This is a genomic window from Cellulosimicrobium sp. SJTW-1 (genome assembly GCF_047716875.1).
In the GTDB taxonomy this organism is placed as follows: domain Bacteria; phylum Actinomycetota; class Actinomycetes; order Actinomycetales; family Cellulomonadaceae; genus Cellulosimicrobium; species Cellulosimicrobium funkei.
On the sequence record NZ_CP136680.1, the window covers coordinates 778410 to 798506 of the forward strand.

The 20097-nt window shown below is 76.0% G+C and carries 14 protein-coding genes; 11 read left to right on the forward strand and 3 right to left on the reverse strand.

The genetic code is table 11. From position 1 onward, the window contains the following. The first annotated feature begins 59 nt into the window (after positions 1–59). The 6 genes from RSE42_RS03585 (at position 60) to RSE42_RS03610 (ending at position 6543) form a co-directional block, all read left to right on the forward strand. On the forward strand, positions 60–770 hold the full coding sequence (locus tag RSE42_RS03585) for a DUF981 family protein (RefSeq protein WP_021482095.1): 711 nt from the start codon (positions 60–62) through the stop codon (positions 768–770). An 83-nt stretch (positions 771–853) separates the two neighbouring features. Beyond that, complete coding sequence (locus RSE42_RS03590) at positions 854–1474, forward strand: hypothetical protein (RefSeq protein ID WP_415297881.1); 621 nt, start codon at positions 854–856, stop codon at positions 1472–1474. Positions 1475–1582: 108 nt separating this feature from the next. Next, entirely contained in the window at positions 1583–2113 is a 531-nt protein-coding gene (locus RSE42_RS03595) for a hypothetical protein (RefSeq protein ID WP_170963638.1), read from the forward strand. A 110-nt stretch (positions 2114–2223) separates the two neighbouring features. Then, positions 2224–3915, forward strand: coding sequence for a methyltransferase (locus RSE42_RS03600; RefSeq protein ID WP_415297882.1), 1692 nt, complete (start codon positions 2224–2226; stop codon positions 3913–3915). Positions 3916–3957: 42 nt separating this feature from the next. Then, positions 3958–4929, forward strand: a complete 972-nt coding sequence (locus tag RSE42_RS03605; protein ID WP_415297883.1) for a LysR family transcriptional regulator — start codon at positions 3958–3960, stop codon at positions 4927–4929. Between the two features lie 117 nt (positions 4930–5046). Beyond that, complete coding sequence (locus RSE42_RS03610) at positions 5047–6543, forward strand: S1 family peptidase (RefSeq protein WP_034652773.1); 1497 nt, start codon at positions 5047–5049, stop codon at positions 6541–6543. 84 nt (positions 6544–6627) lie between these two features. Here RSE42_RS03610 and RSE42_RS03615 read toward each other — a convergent pair whose 3' ends face one another. Continuing rightward, positions 6628–7326, reverse strand: a complete 699-nt coding sequence (locus RSE42_RS03615; RefSeq protein WP_232322624.1) for a vitamin K epoxide reductase family protein — start codon at positions 7324–7326, stop codon at positions 6628–6630. A gap of 342 nt (positions 7327–7668) precedes the next feature. Here RSE42_RS03615 and RSE42_RS03620 point away from each other — a divergent pair, with 342 nt between their 5' ends. The 3 genes from RSE42_RS03620 to RSE42_RS03630 are packed head-to-tail and all read left to right on the forward strand — an operon-like array spanning position 7669 to position 13759. Beyond that, positions 7669–9345: a DUF3375 domain-containing protein gene (locus tag RSE42_RS03620; protein WP_085386538.1), complete on the forward strand. Its 1677-nt coding sequence runs from the start codon at positions 7669–7671 to the stop codon at positions 9343–9345. Continuing rightward, entirely contained in the window at positions 9342–10094 is a 753-nt protein-coding gene (locus RSE42_RS03625; RefSeq protein ID WP_076403434.1) for a DUF4194 domain-containing protein, read from the forward strand. The genes RSE42_RS03620 and RSE42_RS03625 overlap by 4 nt, the downstream gene beginning before the upstream one ends. Beyond that, entirely contained in the window at positions 10094–13759 is a 3666-nt protein-coding gene (locus RSE42_RS03630; protein WP_415297884.1) for an ATP-binding protein, read from the forward strand. The genes RSE42_RS03625 and RSE42_RS03630 overlap by 1 nt, the downstream gene beginning before the upstream one ends. 4 nt (positions 13760–13763) lie before the next feature. Here the strand turns inward: RSE42_RS03630 and RSE42_RS03635 are convergent, their stop codons facing one another. Then, entirely contained in the window at positions 13764–14477 is a 714-nt protein-coding gene (locus tag RSE42_RS03635; protein ID WP_415297885.1) for a TetR/AcrR family transcriptional regulator, read from the reverse strand. A 148-nt stretch (positions 14478–14625) separates the two neighbouring features. Between RSE42_RS03635 and RSE42_RS03640 the strand changes: the two genes are divergently transcribed. Together RSE42_RS03640 and topA are read left to right on the forward strand one after the other, a co-directional pair. Then, entirely contained in the window at positions 14626–15759 is a 1134-nt protein-coding gene (locus tag RSE42_RS03640; protein WP_415297886.1) for a phosphatase PAP2 family protein, read from the forward strand. 155 nt (positions 15760–15914) lie between these two features. Next, positions 15915–18692, forward strand: coding sequence for a type I DNA topoisomerase (topA, locus tag RSE42_RS03645; RefSeq protein ID WP_085386534.1), 2778 nt, complete (start codon positions 15915–15917; stop codon positions 18690–18692). Positions 18693–18853: 161 nt separating this feature from the next. On the opposite strand, the gene RSE42_RS03650 is transcribed toward topA, so the two are convergent. Further along, entirely contained in the window at positions 18854–19999 is a 1146-nt protein-coding gene (locus RSE42_RS03650) for a glycerol dehydrogenase (RefSeq protein WP_415297887.1), read from the reverse strand. Positions 20000–20097: the final 98 nt, after the last annotated feature.

Below are 20097 nucleotides of genomic sequence, written 5' to 3' on the forward strand. Positions count from 1 at the left end.
ATGGTTATCGCCCTCGGACCGCGAGCGCGGCCCGTGGAACGAACGAGGAGTGGAGAAGGATGGTCGCCGCCGAGGGGCTCGTCATCGACTGGGCGCAGATGCCCACCTACAACACCGTTATGTCCGTCGCCGTCGGCGCCGGGCTGATCCTGCTGGTCATGCTCGGCCGCGAGCTGCTGCGGGCGCCCGGGAAGATCGTCGTGGAGGGCTGGTCGCTCGCGTTCGGCGTGCTGGGCACGATCCTCACGGCGACCGGGCTGCACATGACGCTCACGTGGCCGCTCGCCGCGGGCGGCTTCCCGTTCGACAACATCATCTTCGGCGAGACGAGCCTCGCGTTCGGCGTGCTGCTGCTCGCCGCCGCGTTCTACCTGTGGACCCGCGGCCGCGCCGCGCTCGAGCGAGCCGACGCCACCGAGCACCTGCAGGCCGTCGCGCGCCCCGTCTCGGTGTTCGTGCTCGGCATGGGCCTCGGCCTCGTCGCCATCGCGATCGCCGGCGTGACGTACCAGCTCTTCGCCGCGCCGCCGGAGGAGCCGATCTCCGGCGCGTTCGCCGCCTACCCGCTCGTCGAGGCGATCTTCATGTCCGGGCTCATCGCGCTCGTGGGCGTCGGCGCGATCCTCTTCCCGTTCGCGGTCCGCTCCGGGCGCCGCGTCGTGCGGGTCGTCATCGGGTGGGCCTGGGGCCTGTCCGGCGTCGCGTTCCTGCTGTTCGGCGCGATGAACTTCTTCACCCACATCGGCCTCATCGTCAACACGATGGGCTGACGCCGCGGCGACCCCGAGGACCCCGCCGGCCGACCAGGCCCGCGGGGTTCTTCGCGCCCGCGGGAGGCGTCATCATAGGGGCCATGCAATCACCGGTGCGCGCCGTGGCCCACGCCGCGGTCCTCGCCGTCGTCGCCGGGCTGTGCCTCGCCGTCGTCGCGAGCGGGGCGTTCGACGTCGTTGCCCTCCCGGGCGCAGCACCCGCCGCCGCACCGCCCCCGCCCGCCGCACCCGCGTCGTCGTCCCCGGGTGCCGGGGACGACGCGGACGACGGCGCGGCACCCGCCGACGGCACGGACCCTGCCGAGACGGACCTCGCCGCGACCACCGCGCCCGACGACGGCACGGACCCGGGGGCGGGCGCCGTCGACCCGGCGTGCCGGGAGGCGGAGGTCGCGTGGGGCGCGGCGGCCAAGGCGCAGGTCAACCTCACGGTCGACCACCCCGAGGCGCTCGTCGAGGGGTTCACCACCGCCCGCGACACGCTCGCCGGGGCCACCCCGCCCGCGCCGGTCGCGCGCGACTGGGCCGTCGTCACGACCTACCTCACGATGATCGCGGACGAGGTCGAGGCCACCGGCACGCGGGACACGGGCGAGCTGTCGCGGGCGATCGACCGCGTGGGGCGCCGGATCGACACGGCGGCGCTCACGTCGTCGTCCCGGGCCGTCACCGAGTACTTCCGGGCCGGCTGCGCGCGCTGACCGGCACGCGCCGGAACTTCACCCCGTGGCGATGGCCACATGGGGAGCGGTCCCCACTTCGAGGCTTTGAGGGCGCGCGACGCGCGTCCGTGGGAAACCATGGTCGTCATGCGCACCCGACTGACGATCACCAAGACCACGACCGCCCTCGCGACGAGCGCCCTCCTCGTGCTCGGCCTGGCCGCCTGCGGCGGCTCCGGCGACGACGCGAGCACCGACTCCGAGACCACGCCGGCGGAGGAGACCAGCACGTCGGCCGAGGAGGAGACCACCCCGTCCGAGGAGCCCGCCGAGGAGGAGTCCGGCGACACCGAGGCGTCGGGCGACTTCTGCACCGCCTACGACGCCCTGCTCGACGCCCAGACGACCCTGAGCTCGATCGACACGAGCGACCCGGCCGCCGCCGTGACGCAGTTCGAGACGTTCACGGCGTCGCTCGAGGCCGCCGAGGCCCCGGCCGAGATCAGCACCGACTGGGACAACGTCACGGGCGTCTTCCGCCAGCTCACCGACACGCTCGAGACCGCGGTCGACGACCCGGCGAACGCCGACACCTCCTCGATCATGTCGCTCATGACGGACGAGACCTTCCAGACCTCGGCGCAGAACGTCGCGGTCTACGGCACGCAGAACTGCTGACGACGTCGTCCCCCACGGACCCCCGGCACGCCTCGGCGCGCCGGGGGTCCGTCGCGTCCGGGGCGGCGCGGGCCCTCGGCCGCCGCGCGCGGATCGGTGAGGATGGAGCCATGCCTCCCGCCTCCAGCACCCCGAGCCCCTCGTCGCGCACCGCCGCGGACGGGCCCGGTCCCGTCCCGCCCGGCGCGGGCCTCGCCCCCGCCGACCTCGCGGCCGCCGCGGCGACGCTGCGCGAGGACCTCGCGGCGGCGTGCTTCACGGTCGACGGCGTCGAGCGCGTGCTCGGTCCCGTCGCGTCCGCCGCGCTGCACCGCGAGCAGGCCGTCCCGGCGCGGCGGGCGCTGCGCGACCGCGGTCGGGAGGGGGCCGACCCCACCGCCGCTCTCGCCGCCCTCTTCCTCCTCGGCGACGACGTGCCCCGGCGCGCCCTCGACGCGGCGCTCGGGCGCACGGGGGTCGACGGCGCACGGCGGCTGGGTCTCGTCGAGGCGGCGGGCGCGGGCGACGACGACGCGGTGCGCGCGCTCGTCGACCTGCGGCCGTACGCGGCGACCGACGCCGCGGGCCCCGTCACGTGGTGGCTGTCGTCGGACCTGGGCGAGCTCGCGACGGGTCGCCGGCTCGCCCCGGACCACGTGCTCGGTGCGGGCGGCGCGTCCCTGACCCTCGCCCAGGTGACGGTTCGGACGCCGGTCGGGCGCGTGCTCGACCTCGGGACAGGTTGCGGCATCCAGGCCCTGCACGCCGCGCGGCACGCGCGCGCGGTCGTCGGCACGGACATCTCGCGCCGGGCGCTCGGCTTCGCCGCGTTCAACGCTGCGTTCAACGCCGCGTTCGACGAGGACTCCGGCGACTCCTCGGCGGCCGGGCCCGGAGGCGCCGCACCGGCCGGGCGGGTCGAGCTGCGCGAGGGCTCGATGCTGGAGCCGGTCGCGGGCGAGCGGTTCGACCTCGTCGTGTCGAACCCGCCGTTCGTCATCACCCCGCGCGCCGGCGGGGGCGCGCTCCCGGACTACGAGTACCGCGACGGCGGCCGGTCGGGCGACGACCTCGTGCGCGACCTCGTGACCGGGGTCGGCGCCGTGCTCGAGCCCGGCGGCGTGGCGCAGCTCCTCGGCAACTGGGAGCACCGCCGGGGCGTCCCGTGGGACGAGCGCGTCGGCGCGTGGCTCGACGAGGCCGGCCTCGACGGCTGGGTGGTCCAGCGCGAGGTGCTCGACCCCGCGGAGTACGCGGAGACCTGGATCCGCGACGGCGGCACGACCCCCGAGCGCGAGCCCGCGGCGTGGGCGGCGGCGTACGGCGCGTGGCTCGACGACTTCGCCGCGCGCGACGTGGAGGCCGTCGGCTTCGGCATCGTCACGCTGCGTCGTCCGCTCGCGGGCGCGCGCCCGACGCTGCGGCGGCTCGAGGAGCACACCGGGTCGGTGCGCCAGCCGCTCGGCGCGCACCTCGCGGCGTCGCTCGCGGCGCACGACTGGCTCGCGGCGCGCGACGACGCGGCCCTCGCGGGCGAGCGGCTCGCCGTCGCGCCCGACGTCACGGAGGAGCGGTTCCACACGCCCGGCGCGCCCGACCCCACGGTCGTCCTGCTGCGCCAGGGCGACGGTCTGGGCCGCGCCGTGCGGGCGACGACGGGGCTCGCCGCGCTCGTCGGCGCGAGCGACGGCGAGCTGACGGTCGGGCAGCTCGTGGGGGCGATCGCCGCGCTGTTCGAGGTCGGCGCCGAGGACCTCGCGGGCGAGCTCCTGCCCGACGTGCGCGGGCTCGTGCGCGACGGCTTCCTCGCGCCCGTGGGCTGACGCGCGCGACACGCCCCGGCCGCACCGATACGTTGGGGCGGCATGGACCTCGAGGTGCGGCACCTGCGCATGATCGTGACGGTGGCCGAGACGGGCAGCGTGACCAAGGCGGCGGCGTCGCTGGGCCTCGCGCAGCCCGCCCTCACCGCCCAGCTCAACCGGATCGACCGCACGCTCGGCGGGTGCGTCTTCACGCGCGACCGGCAGGGCGCGCGCCCCACGGAGCTCGGCGAGCTCGTGCTGCGGCACGCGCGCGTCGTGCTGCCCGCCATGTCCGCGCTGGTCGACGACGCCCGGCGGCTCACGAGCGAGCACGGCACGGTCGGCCGCGTGCACGTGGGGACGGTGAGCTCCGCGATCGGCGGCCTGTTCGCGAGCCGGCTGCACACCGCGCTGCCCGGCGCGCTGGGGGTCGACGACCTGCTCGTCACGACGGCGACGTCGTGGTCCGTCGAGGAGACCGCGGACCGGCTCGCGAGCGGGACGCTCGACGTCGCGCTCGTCGGCATGTGCGGCGACGCGACCCCGCCCGCGGCCGGGGGCCTGGTGTGGACGGCGGTGTCCACCGACCCGGTGTTCGTGCTCGTCGACGAGTACCACCCCGTCGCGGGGCGCGACGCCGTCGGGCTGGGCGAGCTCGCCGACGCGCTGTGGCTCACGGCCCCCGGGAGCGGGTGCTTCGAGCGCTGCTTCGTCGGGGCGTGCGCGCGGGCGGGCTTCACGCCGCGCGCGATGGGGGAGTCGGACCGCACGTCGTGCATCGACCAGGTGCGCGGCGGGCACGCGGTCGCGCTCGTCCAGCCCGTGCTCCTCGACGCCCCCGGCGTGCGGACCGTCGCGATCGAGGGCGCCCCGCTGCGCTGGACGCACCACGTGGGGTGGCGGCGCGACGCCGTCGACCGCCTCCCGGTGGACGCGGTCCTGCGGGCCGCGACGGGTGCGCACCGCGACGCCGTCCAGCGCTCGCCCCGCTACCGGCGGTGGCGCGCCGAGCACCCGGTGGAGACTGCGTAGGGGCGAGCCCCCACATAGCGCCCGCGTATGACCTGATCGTGATCTGGGCGCCCCCTGGACGTGTCTTTAGCGTGGCCTCGACCGGGCCACCCGGGCCCGGCGAAGGGAATGGACGACATGACACGACCACTCCGCAGGAGGCTCGCCGCGGTCACCGCCGCGGCGACGCTCCTGGCGGGCGGGGCCGCGACGCACGCCGTCGCCGCCACGCCCGCACCCGACGACCAGCGCGCGACGGTGCGCGCGGTCCCCAAGACGGCCCCCGGCCTGGAGCGCGCGCTGGAGCGCGACCTGGGCCTCAGCGCGCGGGACGCACGGACGCGCCTCGCCTTCCAGTCCGACGCGGCAGGCACCGAGGCCGCGCTCGAGCGGCGCCTCGGCGCCGACTACGCGGGCGCGTGGGTCGACGACGCCGCGAACGTCCTCTACGTCGGCGTCACCGATGCCGCCGACGCGCGCACGGTGCGCGCCGAGGGCGCCACCGCGGTCGACGTGGACCACACGCTCGCCGACCTCGAGACCTGGCGCGCGACGCTCGACGGCGCGCTCGCCGACGACCCGGCGGCGCTGCCGGGCTGGTACGTCGACGTGACGCGCAACCGCGTCGTCGTCTCGGTGCGCGAGGGCGGCCAGGCCGACGTCGCCGCCCAGGTCGCCGCCGCGGGCGTGCCCGCCGACGCGGTCGCGTACGAGGAGACGACGGAGTCCCCGCGGCCGCTGATCGACGTCGTGGGCGGCAACGCGTACACGATCGGCGGCGGCAGCCGGTGCTCCGTCGGGTTCGCGGTCCAGGGCGGGTTCGTCACCGCCGGGCACTGCGGCTCGACCGGCGCGCGCACGTCCGGGCCGGCGGGCACGTTCCGCGGGTCGAGCTTCCCGGGCAACGACTACGCGTGGGTCCAGGTCGACGCGGGCAACACGCCCGTCGGCGCGGTGAACAACTACGCCGGGGGCCGCGTCGCGGTCGCGGGCGCGACGCAGGCGCCGGTCGGAGCCTCCGTCTGCCGCTCGGGCTCGACCACCGGCTGGCACTGCGGCACCGTCCAGGCGTACAACGCGTCCGTCACCTACCCGCAGGGGACCGTCACGGGCCTCATCCGCACGACGGTGTGCGCCGAGCCCGGTGACTCCGGCGGCTCGCTCCTCGCGGGCAACCAGGCGCAGGGCGTCACGTCCGGCGGGTCCGGGAACTGCAGCTCCGGCGGGACGACGTACTTCCAGCCGGTCGGCGAGATCCTCTCGGCGTACGGCCTGACGCTCGTCACGAGCGACGGCGGGGGCGGCACGCCGCAGCCGCCGACGGGCTGCAGCGGCTACGCCCGCACGTACACCGGGTCGCTCGCCGCGGGCACGACGGCCGTCCAGCCCAACGGGTCGTACTACACGGCGGGGGCCGCCGGGACGCACCGCGCGTGCGTGAGCGGTCCGAGCGGCGCCGACTTCGACCTCTACCTCCAGCGCTGGAACGGGTCGACGTGGGCGACGGTCGCGCAGTCGACCTCCCCGGGCGCGAACGAGTCCGTCTCCTACTCGGGGGCCGCGGGCTACTACCGGTTCGTCGTCCAGGCGTACTCCGGCTCGGGCGCCTACACGCTGGGGGCGACGACGCCCTGACCCGCCCGCCGCGCGCCGAGCACGAGGTTGCCGTCGTTCCCGTCCGCTTCCCGGGAGCAGCCTCGTGCTCGGCCGCGTGGGCCGTCAGGCCAGCAGCGCCGGGCCGTACTTGAGCAGCACGAGGGCGGCGAGGCCCACGAGCCACGCCGCGACGAGGTAGCCGTACGCCCCCGACCGCACGAACCCGAGCAGGCGCGCCTGGGCGCCGCGCGGCAGGTAGAGGTTGTCCTCCAGGACGTTCCAGTGCAGGAGCGACGCGAACACGAGCGTCGTGGAGACCGTGATGAGCAGGCACCACGGGCACAGCGCCCCGATGACGAACATCGACTGGTAGAAGAGCCAGTACGCGAACACGACCCCGAGCAGGTACACGCACTGCGCGGCGAAGAGGAACCACCGGGGGAAGCGGGTCCCGCCGAGCGCCGCGACCGCCGTCGTGATGACGATCGGCTCCGCGACGAGCCCGAGGAACGCGTTGGGGAAGCCGAACACCTGCGCCTGCCACGACTGCGCGACCGTCCCGCACGACAGCACGGTGTTGACGTCGCACGACAGCACCGCGCCGGGGTCCCCGGCGAGGAGGACGGCGTCGTACGACAGCACGAACGCCGCCGTGAGGCTGAGCAGCCCGAACAGCAGCATCTCGCCGAACAGCACGCCGCGGGAGTGGGTCCAGCCGGTGGGCCGGGCGAAGGGGTCGAAGCCCGCGTCCGGCGTGGGGCCCGACGCCGTCGGGCCGGGCGAGCGGGCGTCGTCCGCGAGCGCGGTGGTCGTTCCGGTCACGGGCGGTCCTCGGGTCCGCGGGGCCCCGCCGGAGAGGTCCGGCGGGCGGGGCAGAAGGTGGCGCCGGCCGGCAGGGTGGGCGCGCTGCCGGCCCGGCGCCGCACCCAGCGTACGAACGTGCGCGGCGGGGCCGACAGGGACCATGGTCCCGGATCCGGGGCGCTTCTCGGGCGGTCCCGGGCCGACCGGTCGGACGCCCACCGAGCCCGGCGGGAGGGCGGCCTCGCGGTGGGTCGTGGGGGCGGTGCGGGCGGTCCGCCCTAAGATCTGGGGGCGCCCCCTCGCGTGGCGCGCCCTGGCCGCCGCGCCGGGCACCGACCCGCCCCGCCCGAGAGGACCTGCGTGCAGCACGACGACGTCGACTCCCTGCGACGGTCGAGCGCGGCGTGGCGGCTCCTGCGCGCGGACACGGCGCCGCTCGTGCTCTCGTTCCTCGGCACCCTGTTCGTCGAGGACAACGTGCGCGCCATCCCGGAGAGCGAGCTCGTCGCGCGCCTCGACGACCACCTGTGGGCCGTCGACGGCCGGGCCGCGCGCGCCTCCGGCACGGAGCCGCGGTACCCGCGGGCCCCGCAGGCGTACGTCGACCACTGGACGCACCCGGACCAGAGCTGGCTGCGCGCCTGGTACCCGCCCGGCTCGGCCGAGCCGCACTACGACGCGACGCCCGCCGTCGAGCAGGCCGTGCGCTGGGTCGCGTCCCTGCGCGGGCGCGGGTTCGTCGGCACCGAGTCGCGGCTCAACACCGTCTTCGAGCTGCTGCGCCAGCTCGCCGTCGGCACGCAGACCGACCCGGCGGAGCGCCTGCGCGAGCTCGAGGAGCGCCGCGCCGCGATCGACGACGAGATCGCCCAGGTCCGCGCCGGGCGCGTCGCCGTCCTCGACGCGGCGGCGCAGCGCGACCGCTACCAGCAGCTCACCCAGACGGCGGCCGACCTGCTCTCCGACTTCCGCGAGGTCGAGGCGAACTTCCGCTCCCTCGACCGGGAGCTGCGCGAGCGCATCACGGGGTGGGACGGCGCGAAGGGCGAGCTGCTCGAGGAGGTCGTGCGGTCGCGCACGGCCATCGCGGAGTCGGACCAGGGGCGGTCGTTCCACGCGTTCTACGACTTCCTCCTCGACCGGCGCCGCCAGGAGGAGTTCACCGCGCTCGTCGAGCGCGTGCAGTCCCTCGACGCGATCGCGCCCGACGTCGTCCGGCCGGCCCCCGGGACGCCGGGCCCGGTCGTGGACGCCGCCGCGCAGGCCGCGGCCCGGGAGCAGGAGCACCGCCGCCTGCGCCGCGTCCACTACGACTGGCTCGACGCCGGCGAGCGCACCCAGGCGACCGTGCGGACCCTCTCCGAGCAGCTCCGCCGCTTCCTCGACGACCAGGTGTGGCTCGAGAACCGACGGGTCATGGACATCCTGCGCGGCGTCGAGGCGAAGGCGCTCGCCGCGCGCGACGTCGCCCGCGCGGCAGGCCGCGCCGGTGCGCCGCCGGGGATGCCGGTGGACGCCGTCGCGCCCGAGGTCGTGCTGCCGACGGAGCGGCCGCTCTTCACGCCGCGGCCCACGGCCCGCCTCGACTCCGACCACGTCGAGGTCGGCGACGACGACTTCGAGGTCGACGCGCTCTACGACCAGGTGCACGTCGACCCGGAGCGCCTCGCGCGCACGGTCCGCGCGACGCTCTCGCGGCCCGGCGGCCCGGGGGAGGTCGCGCTCGCGGACCTGCTCGCCGACGCGCCGCTCGAGCACGGGCTGGCCGAGCTCGTGACGTACCTGTCGCTCGAGGACCCGCGGTTCGTCGTCGTGCACGACGACGAGCGCAGCGACGAGGTGCGCTGGGAGGGCGAGGCCCCGGCGGGGCCCGTCGCCGAGGACGGCGCGCCGGACCCGGTGGTGCGCGTCGCGCGGCTGCCCCGCGTCACGTACGCGCGGCGGACGAGCGGCTCCCCGCCCGGCGGGCCCCCTGCCGCGCGACCCGACGCACGACCCGACGCCGCCCCCGACCCGAGCCCGGAGGAGACCCCGTGAGCACGACCCGCACCGCGCGCGACCCGGAGCTGTCCGTCGTCGTGACGTCGCTGCTCAAGGGCGTCGTCTATCGCGAGTCCGGCGAGGCGCTGTGGCGCGACCTGCTCGCGCGCGAGGCGCAGGTGCGCGACGCCGTCGCGATGCTCGGGCTGCAGGTCGTCGTCGACGAGGGCGACGGCTACGCCTACCTGCGCTCCCAGCCCGAGCACGAGCGCGACGAGCGCGTGCCGCGGCTGATCCCGCGCCGCGAGCTGCCGTTCGACGTCAGCCTGCTGCTCGCCCTGCTGCGCAAGCGGCTCGCGCAGGCGGACTCGGAGGGCGGCGAGACGCGCCTCGTGCTCACGCGCTCGGAGATCGTCGACCTGCTGCGGGTCTTCCTCACCCAGGACGCGGGCGCCGCGGCGAACGAGGCACGGCTCGTGGACCGGGTGGACGCGCTCGTGCGGCGCGTCGTGGAGCTCGGCTTCCTGCGGCCGGCGGGGCGCCCGGACCCGGACGGGCCCGACGCCGCCGCGGCGGGGGACCCCGGTGACCCGGCCGACGCGGAGGCCCGGCGGTACGAGGTGCGCCGCATCCTCAAGGCGTTCGTCGACGCGCAGTGGCTCGCGGACTTCGACGCGCGCCTCGCGCAGTACCTGGAGCTCGCCGCCGAGGGCGGCGGCCCGGGGGCGGGGACGCGCACGGGGGCGGCGGGCGCGGGGACAGGCCTGGCGACGGGTACGGCGACGACGACGAGGACGGTGGCGTGATGGAGGGCCTGTTCAGCGCGGTCGAGCTGCACGACCCGGCGGCCGACCTCGACGCGCGCGCCGGGTTCCGGCTCGAACGGCTCGAGGTGCTCAACTGGGGCACGTTCGACCAGCGCGTGTGGGCGTTCGACCTCGACGGTCGCAACGCCCTGCTGACCGGCGACATCGGCTCGGGCAAGTCGACCATCGTCGACGCGGTGACGACGCTGCTCGTGCCGTCGCACCGGATCTCGTACAACAAGGCCGCCGGGGCGGGCGCGCGCGAACGGTCGCTGCGGTCGTACGTCGCAGGGCACTACAAGTCCGAGCGCGACGAGGCGACGGGCACGACGCGCCACGTGGGCCTGCGCGAGCGCGGCACGTACTCGGTCGTGCTGGGGCGGTTCTCGAACCGCGGGTTCGACCAGGAGGTCACGCTCGCGCAGGTGTTCTGGCTCGCCCCGGGCCAGGCGGGCCAGCCGGACCGCTTCTTCGTCACGGCGGACCGCCCGCTGACGATCACCGAGGACTTCGCGGGCTTCGGCGGCGACGTCGCGGCGCTGCGCCGCCGCCTGCGCGAGTCCGGCGCGCAGGTGCGCGACCACTTCCCCGACTACGGGCGCGACTTCCGCCGCCTGCTCGGCATCCCGTCGGAGCAGGCGATGGACCTGTTCCACCAGACGGTGTCGATGAAGTCGGTCGGCGACCTCGGCGAGTTCGTGCGCGAGCACATGCTCGAGCCGTTCGACGCCGACCGCTGGACGGACCGGCTCGTCGCGCACTTCGACGACCTGACGAGCGCGCACGACGCCGTCGTGCGGGCGACCGCGCAGATCGAGCGGCTCGCGCCCCTGCTCGCGGACTGCGACGCGCACGACGCGCTCGGGGAGCGGGCCGAGGCGCTCGTCGCGCGCCGCGACGCCCTGCGCGCGTTCACCGCGTCGCGCCGCGTGGCGGACCTCGACGGTCTCACCGCCGCCCTCGACGAGCGCGTGGCCGACGGCGAGGCCCGCCGCCGCCGCGTCGTCGACGAGCTGGGGCTGCTCGGCGCCGAGCGGCAGCGGCTCGAGCTCGAGCGCGCGGGCCACGGCGGCGACCGGCTCGCCGCGATCGAGGGCGAGGTCGCGCGCCGCGAGGTCGAGCGCGCCGCGCGCGAGCGCCGGGTCGCCCAGCTCGCCGGGTACGCGGCGGCGGCCGGCCTGACGCTCGGCGCCCCGGACGGCGCCGACGCCGCGGCGGGGGACTCCGGCCCGGCGGGGCCGGGGGAGGGCGCCACCGCGGGCGCGGTGGCGGCCGCGCTCGTCGACGCCGAGGCGTTCGCGGCGCTCCGTCGCGCGGCCGACGACGCCGCCGTGCGCGTGCGCGACGACCTCGCCCGGGCCGAGGAGCAGGCGAGCGAGGTCGCGGCGCAGGTGCGCGCCGTCGAGCAGGAGACCGCCGACGTCAAGGCCGAGCTCGCGAGCCTCGCCGACCGCCGGTCCAACCTGCCGCGCACCCACCTGGAGGTCCGGGACCGGCTGTGCGACGGCGTCGGGCTCGCGCCGGGCGACGTCCCCTTCGTGGGCGAGCTGCTCGCCGTCCGCCCCGAGCACGCCGACTGGGAGGGTGCGGCCGAGCGCGTGCTGCGCGGCTTCGCGCTCTCGCTCCTCGTGCCGGCGGCGCACTACGACGCGGTGTCCGCGTGGGTCGACCGTGAGCACCTCGGGCTGCGGCTCGTCTACCACCGGGTGCCCGAGCGCGTCGCCGCCGCCCGGCCGGCTCCGCGCGAGGACGGCGTCCCGCTCCTCGCCGACCTGCTCGACGTGCGGCGTCTCGACGACGCGCCGACCCTCACGGCGTGGGTCGAGGCCGAGCTCGAGCGCCGCGCCGACCACGCGTGCGCGCCGGACCTCGACGCGTTCCGCCGGCTCCCGCGCGCGATCACGCGGGCCGGCCAGGTCAAGCACTCGCCGGACCACCACGAGAAGAACGACACGCGCGCGGTCGACGACCGCCGGGGCTACGTGCTGGGCTGGTCGACCCAGGCGAAGATCGACGCGCTGCTCGAGCAGGCCGCCGAGGTCACGGCGCGTCGCGACGCGCTCGCACGGCGTCGGGACGAGGCGGCCGCCACGCGCGAGGCGCTCCAGGCCCGTTCCGCCGCGCTCGGGCGGCTCGACGTCTACCGCGACTGGGACGAGCTCGACCGTGGGGCCGAGACGGCGCGCATCGCCGAGCTCGCCGAGGAGAAGCGACGGCTCGAGCAGGCGAGCGACGAGCTCGGCCGCCTCGCGGCGCTCCTCGACGACAACGCGCGCCGCCAGGCCGAGCTCGAGGCGGAGCGCGACCGCGTCGTCGCGACGCTCGGTGCCGACCGGCACGCGCTCGACGAGGCGCGGACGGCGCGGGAGCGGGCGCGCGCCGTGCTCGACGGCGCGGGCGAGACGCTCGACGAGGAGACGACGGCGGCCCTCGCCGCGGAGTTCGACCGCGAGCTCGCCGGGTTCGGCACGGTGGGCCCGGGCGGCGCCGCCGACGGCCCGACGCGCGCGGCCGACCTCGACGCGGTCGAGAACGCGGTGCGCTCGCGGCTCACCGCCGAGGCCGAGCAGGCGCAGCGCGAGCGCGCGGACCTCGGGACGCGGATCGCGGGGCAGATGGCCTCGTTCCGGTCGGCGTACCCGGTCGAGACGGCGGAGCTCGACGCGGACGTGCGGTCGGCCGACGGCTACCGCGAGATCCACGACCGGCTCGTGCGCGACGACCTCCCGCGGTTCGAGGCCGACTTCAAGGCGTACCTCAACACGAACGCGATCCGCGACATCGCGGGCTTCGCGGCCGAGCTCGCCAAGCAGGCCGACGTCATCCGCGACCGGATCGACACGATCAACGACTCGCTCCGCGCGATCGACTACAACCCGGGCCGGTACATCCGTCTGGAGATGTCGCGCACGCCCAACCTCGAGGTGCGCGAGTTCCAGCAGGACCTGCGCGCGTGCACCGACGGCGACGGGATCCTCGCCGAGGACGACCGCGCGCTCGCCGAGGGCGACGGGTCGCTCGCCGACGGCGCGCTGTCCTACTCGGAGGACCGGTTCCTGCGGGTCAAGGCGCTCGTCGAGCGGTTCCGCGGCCGCGAGGGCATGACGGACCTGGACGAGGCGTGGCGCCGCCGCGTGACCGACGTGCGCAACTGGTTCGTGCTCTCCGCGTCCGAGCGGTCCCGCGCCGACGACTCCGAGCACGAGCACTACTCCGACTCCGGCGGCAAGTCCGGCGGCCAGAAGGAGAAGCTCGCGTACACCGTGCTCGCGGCGTCGCTCGCCTACCAGTTCAAGCTCGACTGGGGCGCGGTGCGGTCGACGGCGTTCCGGTTCGTCGTCATCGACGAGGCGTTCGGGCGGGGGTCGGACGAGTCGACGCGCTTCGCGCTCGAGCTGTTCCGCCGCCTCGGGCTGCAGCTGCTCATCGTCACGCCGCTGCAGAAGATCCACGTCATCGAGCCCTACATCTCGGCCGTCGGGTTCGTCGACAACCCGACCGGCCGGTCGTCGCGCCTGCGGACGCTGTCCATCGCCGCGTACCGCGAGGGCCGCCGGGAGGGCGAGGCCGCGCCGTCGGACGGCGACGCCGCGCCGTCGGACGGCGGTGCGGAGCCCGCGGTCGAGCCGGTGCCCGAGCCCGTGCCGGAGAGCGTGGCGACGTAGCGCGTCAGGCGAGCGGGCGGGCGCCCGCCAGGGTCGCGGCGAGGACGGCCTCGATCGCGAACGCGGTCGCCTCGGCGAGGTCGACGGCGTCGGGGTCGAGGAGCCACTGGGTCTGGAGGCCGTCCATCGCGGCGATGATCGTCGAGGCGGCGAGGTCGGGCGCGCGGTCGTCCGGCACGGCCGCCGTCTCGTCGCCCGCGGCCCGCCGCTCCTCGACGACCTCGCGGAGAGCACCGGCGACGTCGGCGCGCAGTCCGGCGAAGCGCGCGGTGACCCACGCGCGCGCCGGGTGGTCGTCCGTGACGGCCTCGCCGGCGAGGACCGTGTAGGTCTGCACGATCCCGGGGCGCTCGGCGTTCGCGGCGGCGGTCGCGACGAGGTGCCGGAACAGGTCGAGCCCGCCCGGCATGTGCTGCCCCTCGAGGTGCGCGACGCCGTCGCGGTCGCGGGACGCGAGGACCTCGGTGAGCAGGCGCTCCTTGGACCCGAAGTGGTGCAGCACGCCGGCGTGCGTGATGCCCACCTGCTCGGCGACCTCCGCGAGCGACCCCTGGTGGTAGCCCCGCGACCCGAAGACGCGCATCGCCGCGCGCAGGATCTCCTCCCTCCGCTCGGCGGTCCCGGGGCGCGGGCGCCGGGGCCGCGGGCTCCGGGGGGACGCGGAGTCGCTCGCGTCGGCGTCGCCGGGGGCGCTCGGCGCGGGGGAGGCGTCGGTCATGGCGTCACCCTACTGGCGGCCTGCGACGCCGTGCCCGGGCCCCTCGACCCGGACGGGCGGGCCGTGCCCCGGACCGGTCCGGGGCAGCGCCCGCAGCTCTTCCCGTCGTCTTCCCCGAATGCGCACACGCGTCCTCTACGGTGGTGGGATGCCTTCCGACCACGCCCCGACCCGGCCGCTGCCGACCAGCGGCGGGGCGGGTACGCGGCCGCTCCCGGCGACGCAGCCGATGCCGCCCACGCCCGGACCGACGGCCGCGCCGCCGCCCGCCGCAGCGCCCCCGGCAGTGCCTCCCGCAGGCCCCGCCGCAGCGCCCCCCGCCGGGACCCCGTACCCGCCCGTCCCGCAGGCCGCCGCGGGCGGTCCCTCGGCCCCGGCGCCGCGCCGGGCGCCGCACGCGCACGCCGTCCCGGGTCCCGACGGACCGAGCACCGGCTCGCGCGTCGTCGCGGCCGTGGTCGCGCTGCTCGCGGTCGCGGGGGCGTGGCTCGTGTGGCGGTTCTTCGTCGACACGTTCGCCGGGCAGATGCTCGAGCGGGCCGCGTTCGACGGCGCCGTGACCGGCCAGGGAGAGCTGTGGGCGGTCGCCGAGCCGGTGCTCGACACGGTCTCCGTCGCGTTCGTCGTCGGCGGCCTGGGCGCCGCGATGGGCATCGCGCTCCTCCGCCGCCGCTGGGGGCTCGCGGTGCAGGTCGCGTTCCTCGTCGTCGGCGCGAACGTCACGACGCAGCTCGTCAAGCACTCCCTCCTTGGCCGCGAGGAGCTCATCGGCGGCTGGCACTGGGAGAACTCGCTGCCCAGCGGCCACACCACCGTCGCGGGGTCGGTCGCGGCCGCGCTGCTGCTCGTCGTGCCGCGCGGCGCCCGGGCGCTCGTCGCCGTCCTCGGCGGCGCGTACACCGCGGCCACCGGGGTCTCGACCCTGGTCGGCCAGTGGCACCGCCCGAGCGACGTCGTCGCCGCCGTCCTCGTCGTCCTCGCGTGGGCCGCCCTCGTGTGCGTCTTCACGCCGAGGTCGTCGCTCGACCCGGGCGCCGGGCCCACGCCCGGCTCCACCGTGACGGCGGTGCTCCTCCTGCTCGGCGCGGCCGCGGCGGGGGTCGCGGCGGCGCTCGCGCTGCGCGCGACGCCCGCGACCTGGGGCACGACGGCGGCGCAGGAGATGACGGCCTACGCGGGCGGCGTCGCGGGCGTGCTGGCGGTGACGGCCGCGGCGTTCGCGGTGCTGCTCCTGGTCCGGCAGTCCACAGCCCGCCCCGACCCGCGTCCCGTTCGGGGGTAGGGTGCGTGCGGCTGGCGCGACGGGAGTAACGTCGTAGGCTGCCACGGCGGGCGACCGGACGGTCGTCCGGGTCGCCGGGGCCCCGGCGGGGCCCGCCGCCGTCGGGCAGGGAGCGCCCGCCACGGACACGTACGCACGGACGAAAGCAGGATCGGATGCCACGCAAGCTCGTGATCGTCGAGTCGCCCGCCAAGGCTCGCAAGATCCAGGGCTACCTCGGCGACGACTACGAGGTCGAGGCGAGCGTCGGGCACATCCGCGACCTGCCGCAGCCGTCCGAGCTGCCCGCGGACATGAAGAAGGGCCCGTACGGGAAGTTCGCGGTCGACGTCGACCACGGCTTCGACCCGTACTACGAGGTCTACGCGGACAAGAAGAAGAAGGTCGCCGAGCTCAAGCGCGCGCTCAAGGACGCCGACGAGCTCTACCTCGCGACCGACGAGGACCGCGAGGGCGAGGCCATCGCGTGGCACCTCCTCGAGGCGCTCAAGCCCAAGGTCCCGGTCAAGCGCATGGTCTTCCACGAGATCACGCGCGAGGCCATCCAGCGGGCGCTGCAGAACACGCGCGACCTCGACGAGCACCTCGTCGACGCGCAGGAGACCCGCCGCATCCTCGACCGCCTCTACGGCTACGAGGTCTCGCCCGTGCTGTGGCGCAAGATCGCCCAGGGGCTCTCGGCCGGCCGCGTGCAGTCGGTCGCGACGCGCCTCGTCGTCGAGCGCGAGCGCGAGCGCATGGCGTTCGTCCCCGCCGAGTACTGGGACGTCACGGGCACCTTCGAGCACGCCGACGCGTCGGCACCGGACGCGGGCAAGGCCTTCGGCGCCCGGCTCGTGCAGCTCGGCGACGCGCGCGTCGCCTCGGGCCGCGACTTCGACGACCGCGGGCAGCTCAAGCCGGCGGCGGCGCGCGACGGCGTCGCGCACCTCGACGAGACGACGGCGCGCGCCGTCGTGACCGGCCTCGCGGACGCGGCGTTCGCGGTGCGCTCGCTCGAGACCAAGCCGTACACGCGCCGTCCCGCGGCGCCGTTCACGACGTCGACCCTCCAGCAGGAGGCCAGCCGCAAGCTGCGCATGTCGTCGCGCCAGGCGATGCGCACCGCGCAGTCGCTGTACGAGAACGGCTACATCACCTACATGCGTACGGACTCGCCGTCGCTGTCGGCGGAGGCCACGACGGCGGCCCGCCGCCAGGCGGCCGAGCTGTACGGGCCCGAGTTCGTCCCGGAGAAGCCGCGCGTCTACGCCGCGAAGAACCAGGGCGCGCAGGAGGCGCACGAGGCGATCCGCCCCGCGGGCGACTCGTTCCGCACGCCCGCGCAGGTCAAGCGCGAGCTGAGCGACGACCAGTTCAAGCTCTACGAGCTCGTGTGGAAGCGCACCGTCGCGTCGCAGATGGCGGACGCGAAGGGGTCGACGGCGTCCGTCCGCCTCGGCGCGACCCTCTCGGCCGCCGCGGGCGACGTCGCGGGCCGCGACGCGGTGTTCGCCGCGTCGGGCACCGTCATCACGTTCCGCGGCTTCCTCGCCGCGTACGAGGAGAGCTCGGACGTCGACCGCTACGCCGAGGACGCGCCCGTCGTCGGGGCCAAGGGCGGCGACGAGGCGCGCCTGCCGCAGATGAGCGAGGGCGACGCCCTGCGGGCCGACGACCTCACCGCCGACGGTCACTCCACGTCCGCGCCGCCCCGGTACACCGAGGCCAGCCTCGTCAAGGCGCTCGAGGAGCTCGGGATCGGGCGGCCGTCGACGTACGCCTCGACGATCTCGACGATCCAGGACCGCGGGTACGTGCTGTCGCGCGGGCAGGCGCTCGTGCCGAGCTGGCTCGCGTTCGCCGTCGTGCGGCTGCTCGAGGAGCACTTCGACCGGCTCGTCGACTACGACTTCACCGCGCGCATGGAGGCCGACCTCGACGAGATCGCCGCCGGTCGCCGCGACCGCGTCGCGTGGCTCACCGAGTTCTACTTCGGCGACGCCGCGAAGGGCGAGGACGCCGAGGGCCTGCGCGACCTCGTCGCGAACCTGGGCGACATCGACGCGCGCGGCATCAACTCGGTGCCGATCGGCGAGGGCATCCAGCTCCGCGTCGGGCGCTACGGGCCCTACGTGGAGGACCTCTCCGTCCCCGTCAAGGAGGGCGAGAACCCGCCGCGCGCGTCCGTGCCCGACGACGTCGCCCCCGACGAGCTGACGGTCGCCAAGGCGCGCGAGCTGCTCGCCGCGGGCGCCGACGACGGCAAGGTGCTCGGCACCGACCCGGTGTCCGGCAACGAGATCATCGCGAAGGCGGGCCGCTACGGCCCGTACGTGACCGAGGTGCTCGACCTCCCGCCGATCGACGCGAGCCTCTCGGCCGCCGCGCAGAAGAGGGCGAAGGCCGCGCAGCCCAAGCCGCGCACGGCATCGCTGCTCAAGACGCAGTCGCTCGACACGATCACGATCGACGACGCGCTGCGCCTGCTGTCGCTGCCGCGCGTCGTGGGGACCGACCCGGAGTCGGGCGAGGAGATCACGGCGCAGAACGGCCGCTACGGCCCCTACCTCAAGAAGGGCACCGACTCCCGGTCGCTGCCCGACGAGGAGTCGATGTTCACCGTCACCCTCGACGAGGCGCTCGAGCTGTACAAGCAGCCCAAGCGCGGGCGCGGCCAGCGTGCCGCGACGCCGCCGCTGCGCGAGCTCGGTGACGACCCGAACAGCGGCAAGCCGATCGTCGTCAAGGACGGCCGGTTCGGCGCGTACGTCACCGACGGCGAGACGAACCGCACCCTGCCCCGCGACGTCACGCCCGAGTCGATCACGCCCGAGCAGGCGATCGAGCTCCTCGCGGAGAAGCGCGCGCAGGGCCCGGCGAAGAAGCGCACCACGGCCCGCAAGCCAGCCGCGAAGAAGACCCCCGCCAAGAAGACGGCCGCGAAGAAGTAGCCGCGGTCAGCCCCGTCAGCCGTCGGCCGACCAGGTGATCGTGGCGCGTCCGGGCTGCCGGACGCGCCAGGTCGACCTGCTCGAGGGGGTGGGACCGCCTGGTCGGCCCATCCCGGGCCGGGCCCCTCCGGCGACGGCGGGGCCCGGGGCGGTGGGAACGGTCAGTGCGTGGTGTGCTTGACCGGCTCGGGGAGGCCCGCCTCGGCGCGGACGCGGCGGGAGAAGCCCTCGATGGAGCGCAGGGCGTCGACGAGCTCCGGCACGCGCACGGGGAACGGCATGGCGTGGATCGTCTCGCCCTCCGCGGTGGCGGCCTCCGCGACGCGCGTGAGGTCGTGCACGTCGTCGGCGGTCAGGCCGATCTCGGTGAGCGTGTTCGGCAGGCCGACGCGCGTGGTGAAGCGCACGAACTCCTCGATCTCCTCGGTCGGCGCGCCCTCCAGGACGAGCTGCGTCACGGAGCCGATGTTCACCTTCTGGCCGTGCGTGAGGCCGTGCGTCTGGGGCGCGGCGGTGAGGCCGTTGTGGATCGCGTGCGCCGCGGCGAGGCCGCCGGACTCGAAGCCCAGCCCGGACAGCAGCGTGTTCGCCTCGATGACCTTCTCGACCGCGGGCGTCACGAGGTGGTCCTTCACCGCGTCGATCGCGGGCAGCGCGTTCTCCCAGAGGATGTCCCACGAGAGCTGCGCGAGCGCCGTGCCCGTGACGAGAGGGAGGCCGCCGGCCATGGTCGACGCGTTCGCCTCGGCGACGGCGCGCGCCTCGATCCACGTCGCGAGCGCGTCGCCGACGCCGGCGACGAGGAACTTCACGGGCGCGTTCGCGACGAGGCCCGTGTCGACGAGCACGAGGTCCGGGTTGTGCGGGAAGAACCGGTACTCCTCGAACGCGCCGTCCTCGGTGTAGATCACGGACAGGGCGGAGCACGGGGCGTCGGTGGACGCGACGGTCGGCACGGACACCCAGCGGATGCCGCGCAGGTGGCCCGCAGCCTTCACCGCGTCGATGGTCGAGCCGCCGCCAATGCCGACGACCACGTCGGCGCCGAGCTCGTCGATCTCGCGCGCGAGCCGGTCGACCTCCGCGGCGGTGGCGTAGGTGCCGAACCCCGTGCGGTGGCGGGGGAGGTCCTGCTCCTGGAAGGACACCGCGACCGTGTCCTGGACGATGCCCCACACGACGTCGTCGGCGACGAGCAGCGGCTTCGTGCCGATCGGTCGGACGAACTCGCCGAGCCGCGTGAGCGCACCGCGGGCCTGGACGTAGCGCAGCGGGCTGATGAGCGTGCGGACGGGAACCTCGGACATCGTGGCCTCCTGTGGGGTCGGTGGGTCGCCGTCGGGCGCGCCGCAGCCGTGCGAGGCCGGTGCCCGCCGGCCATCCCCACCGTGTCACGCGTCCCCGG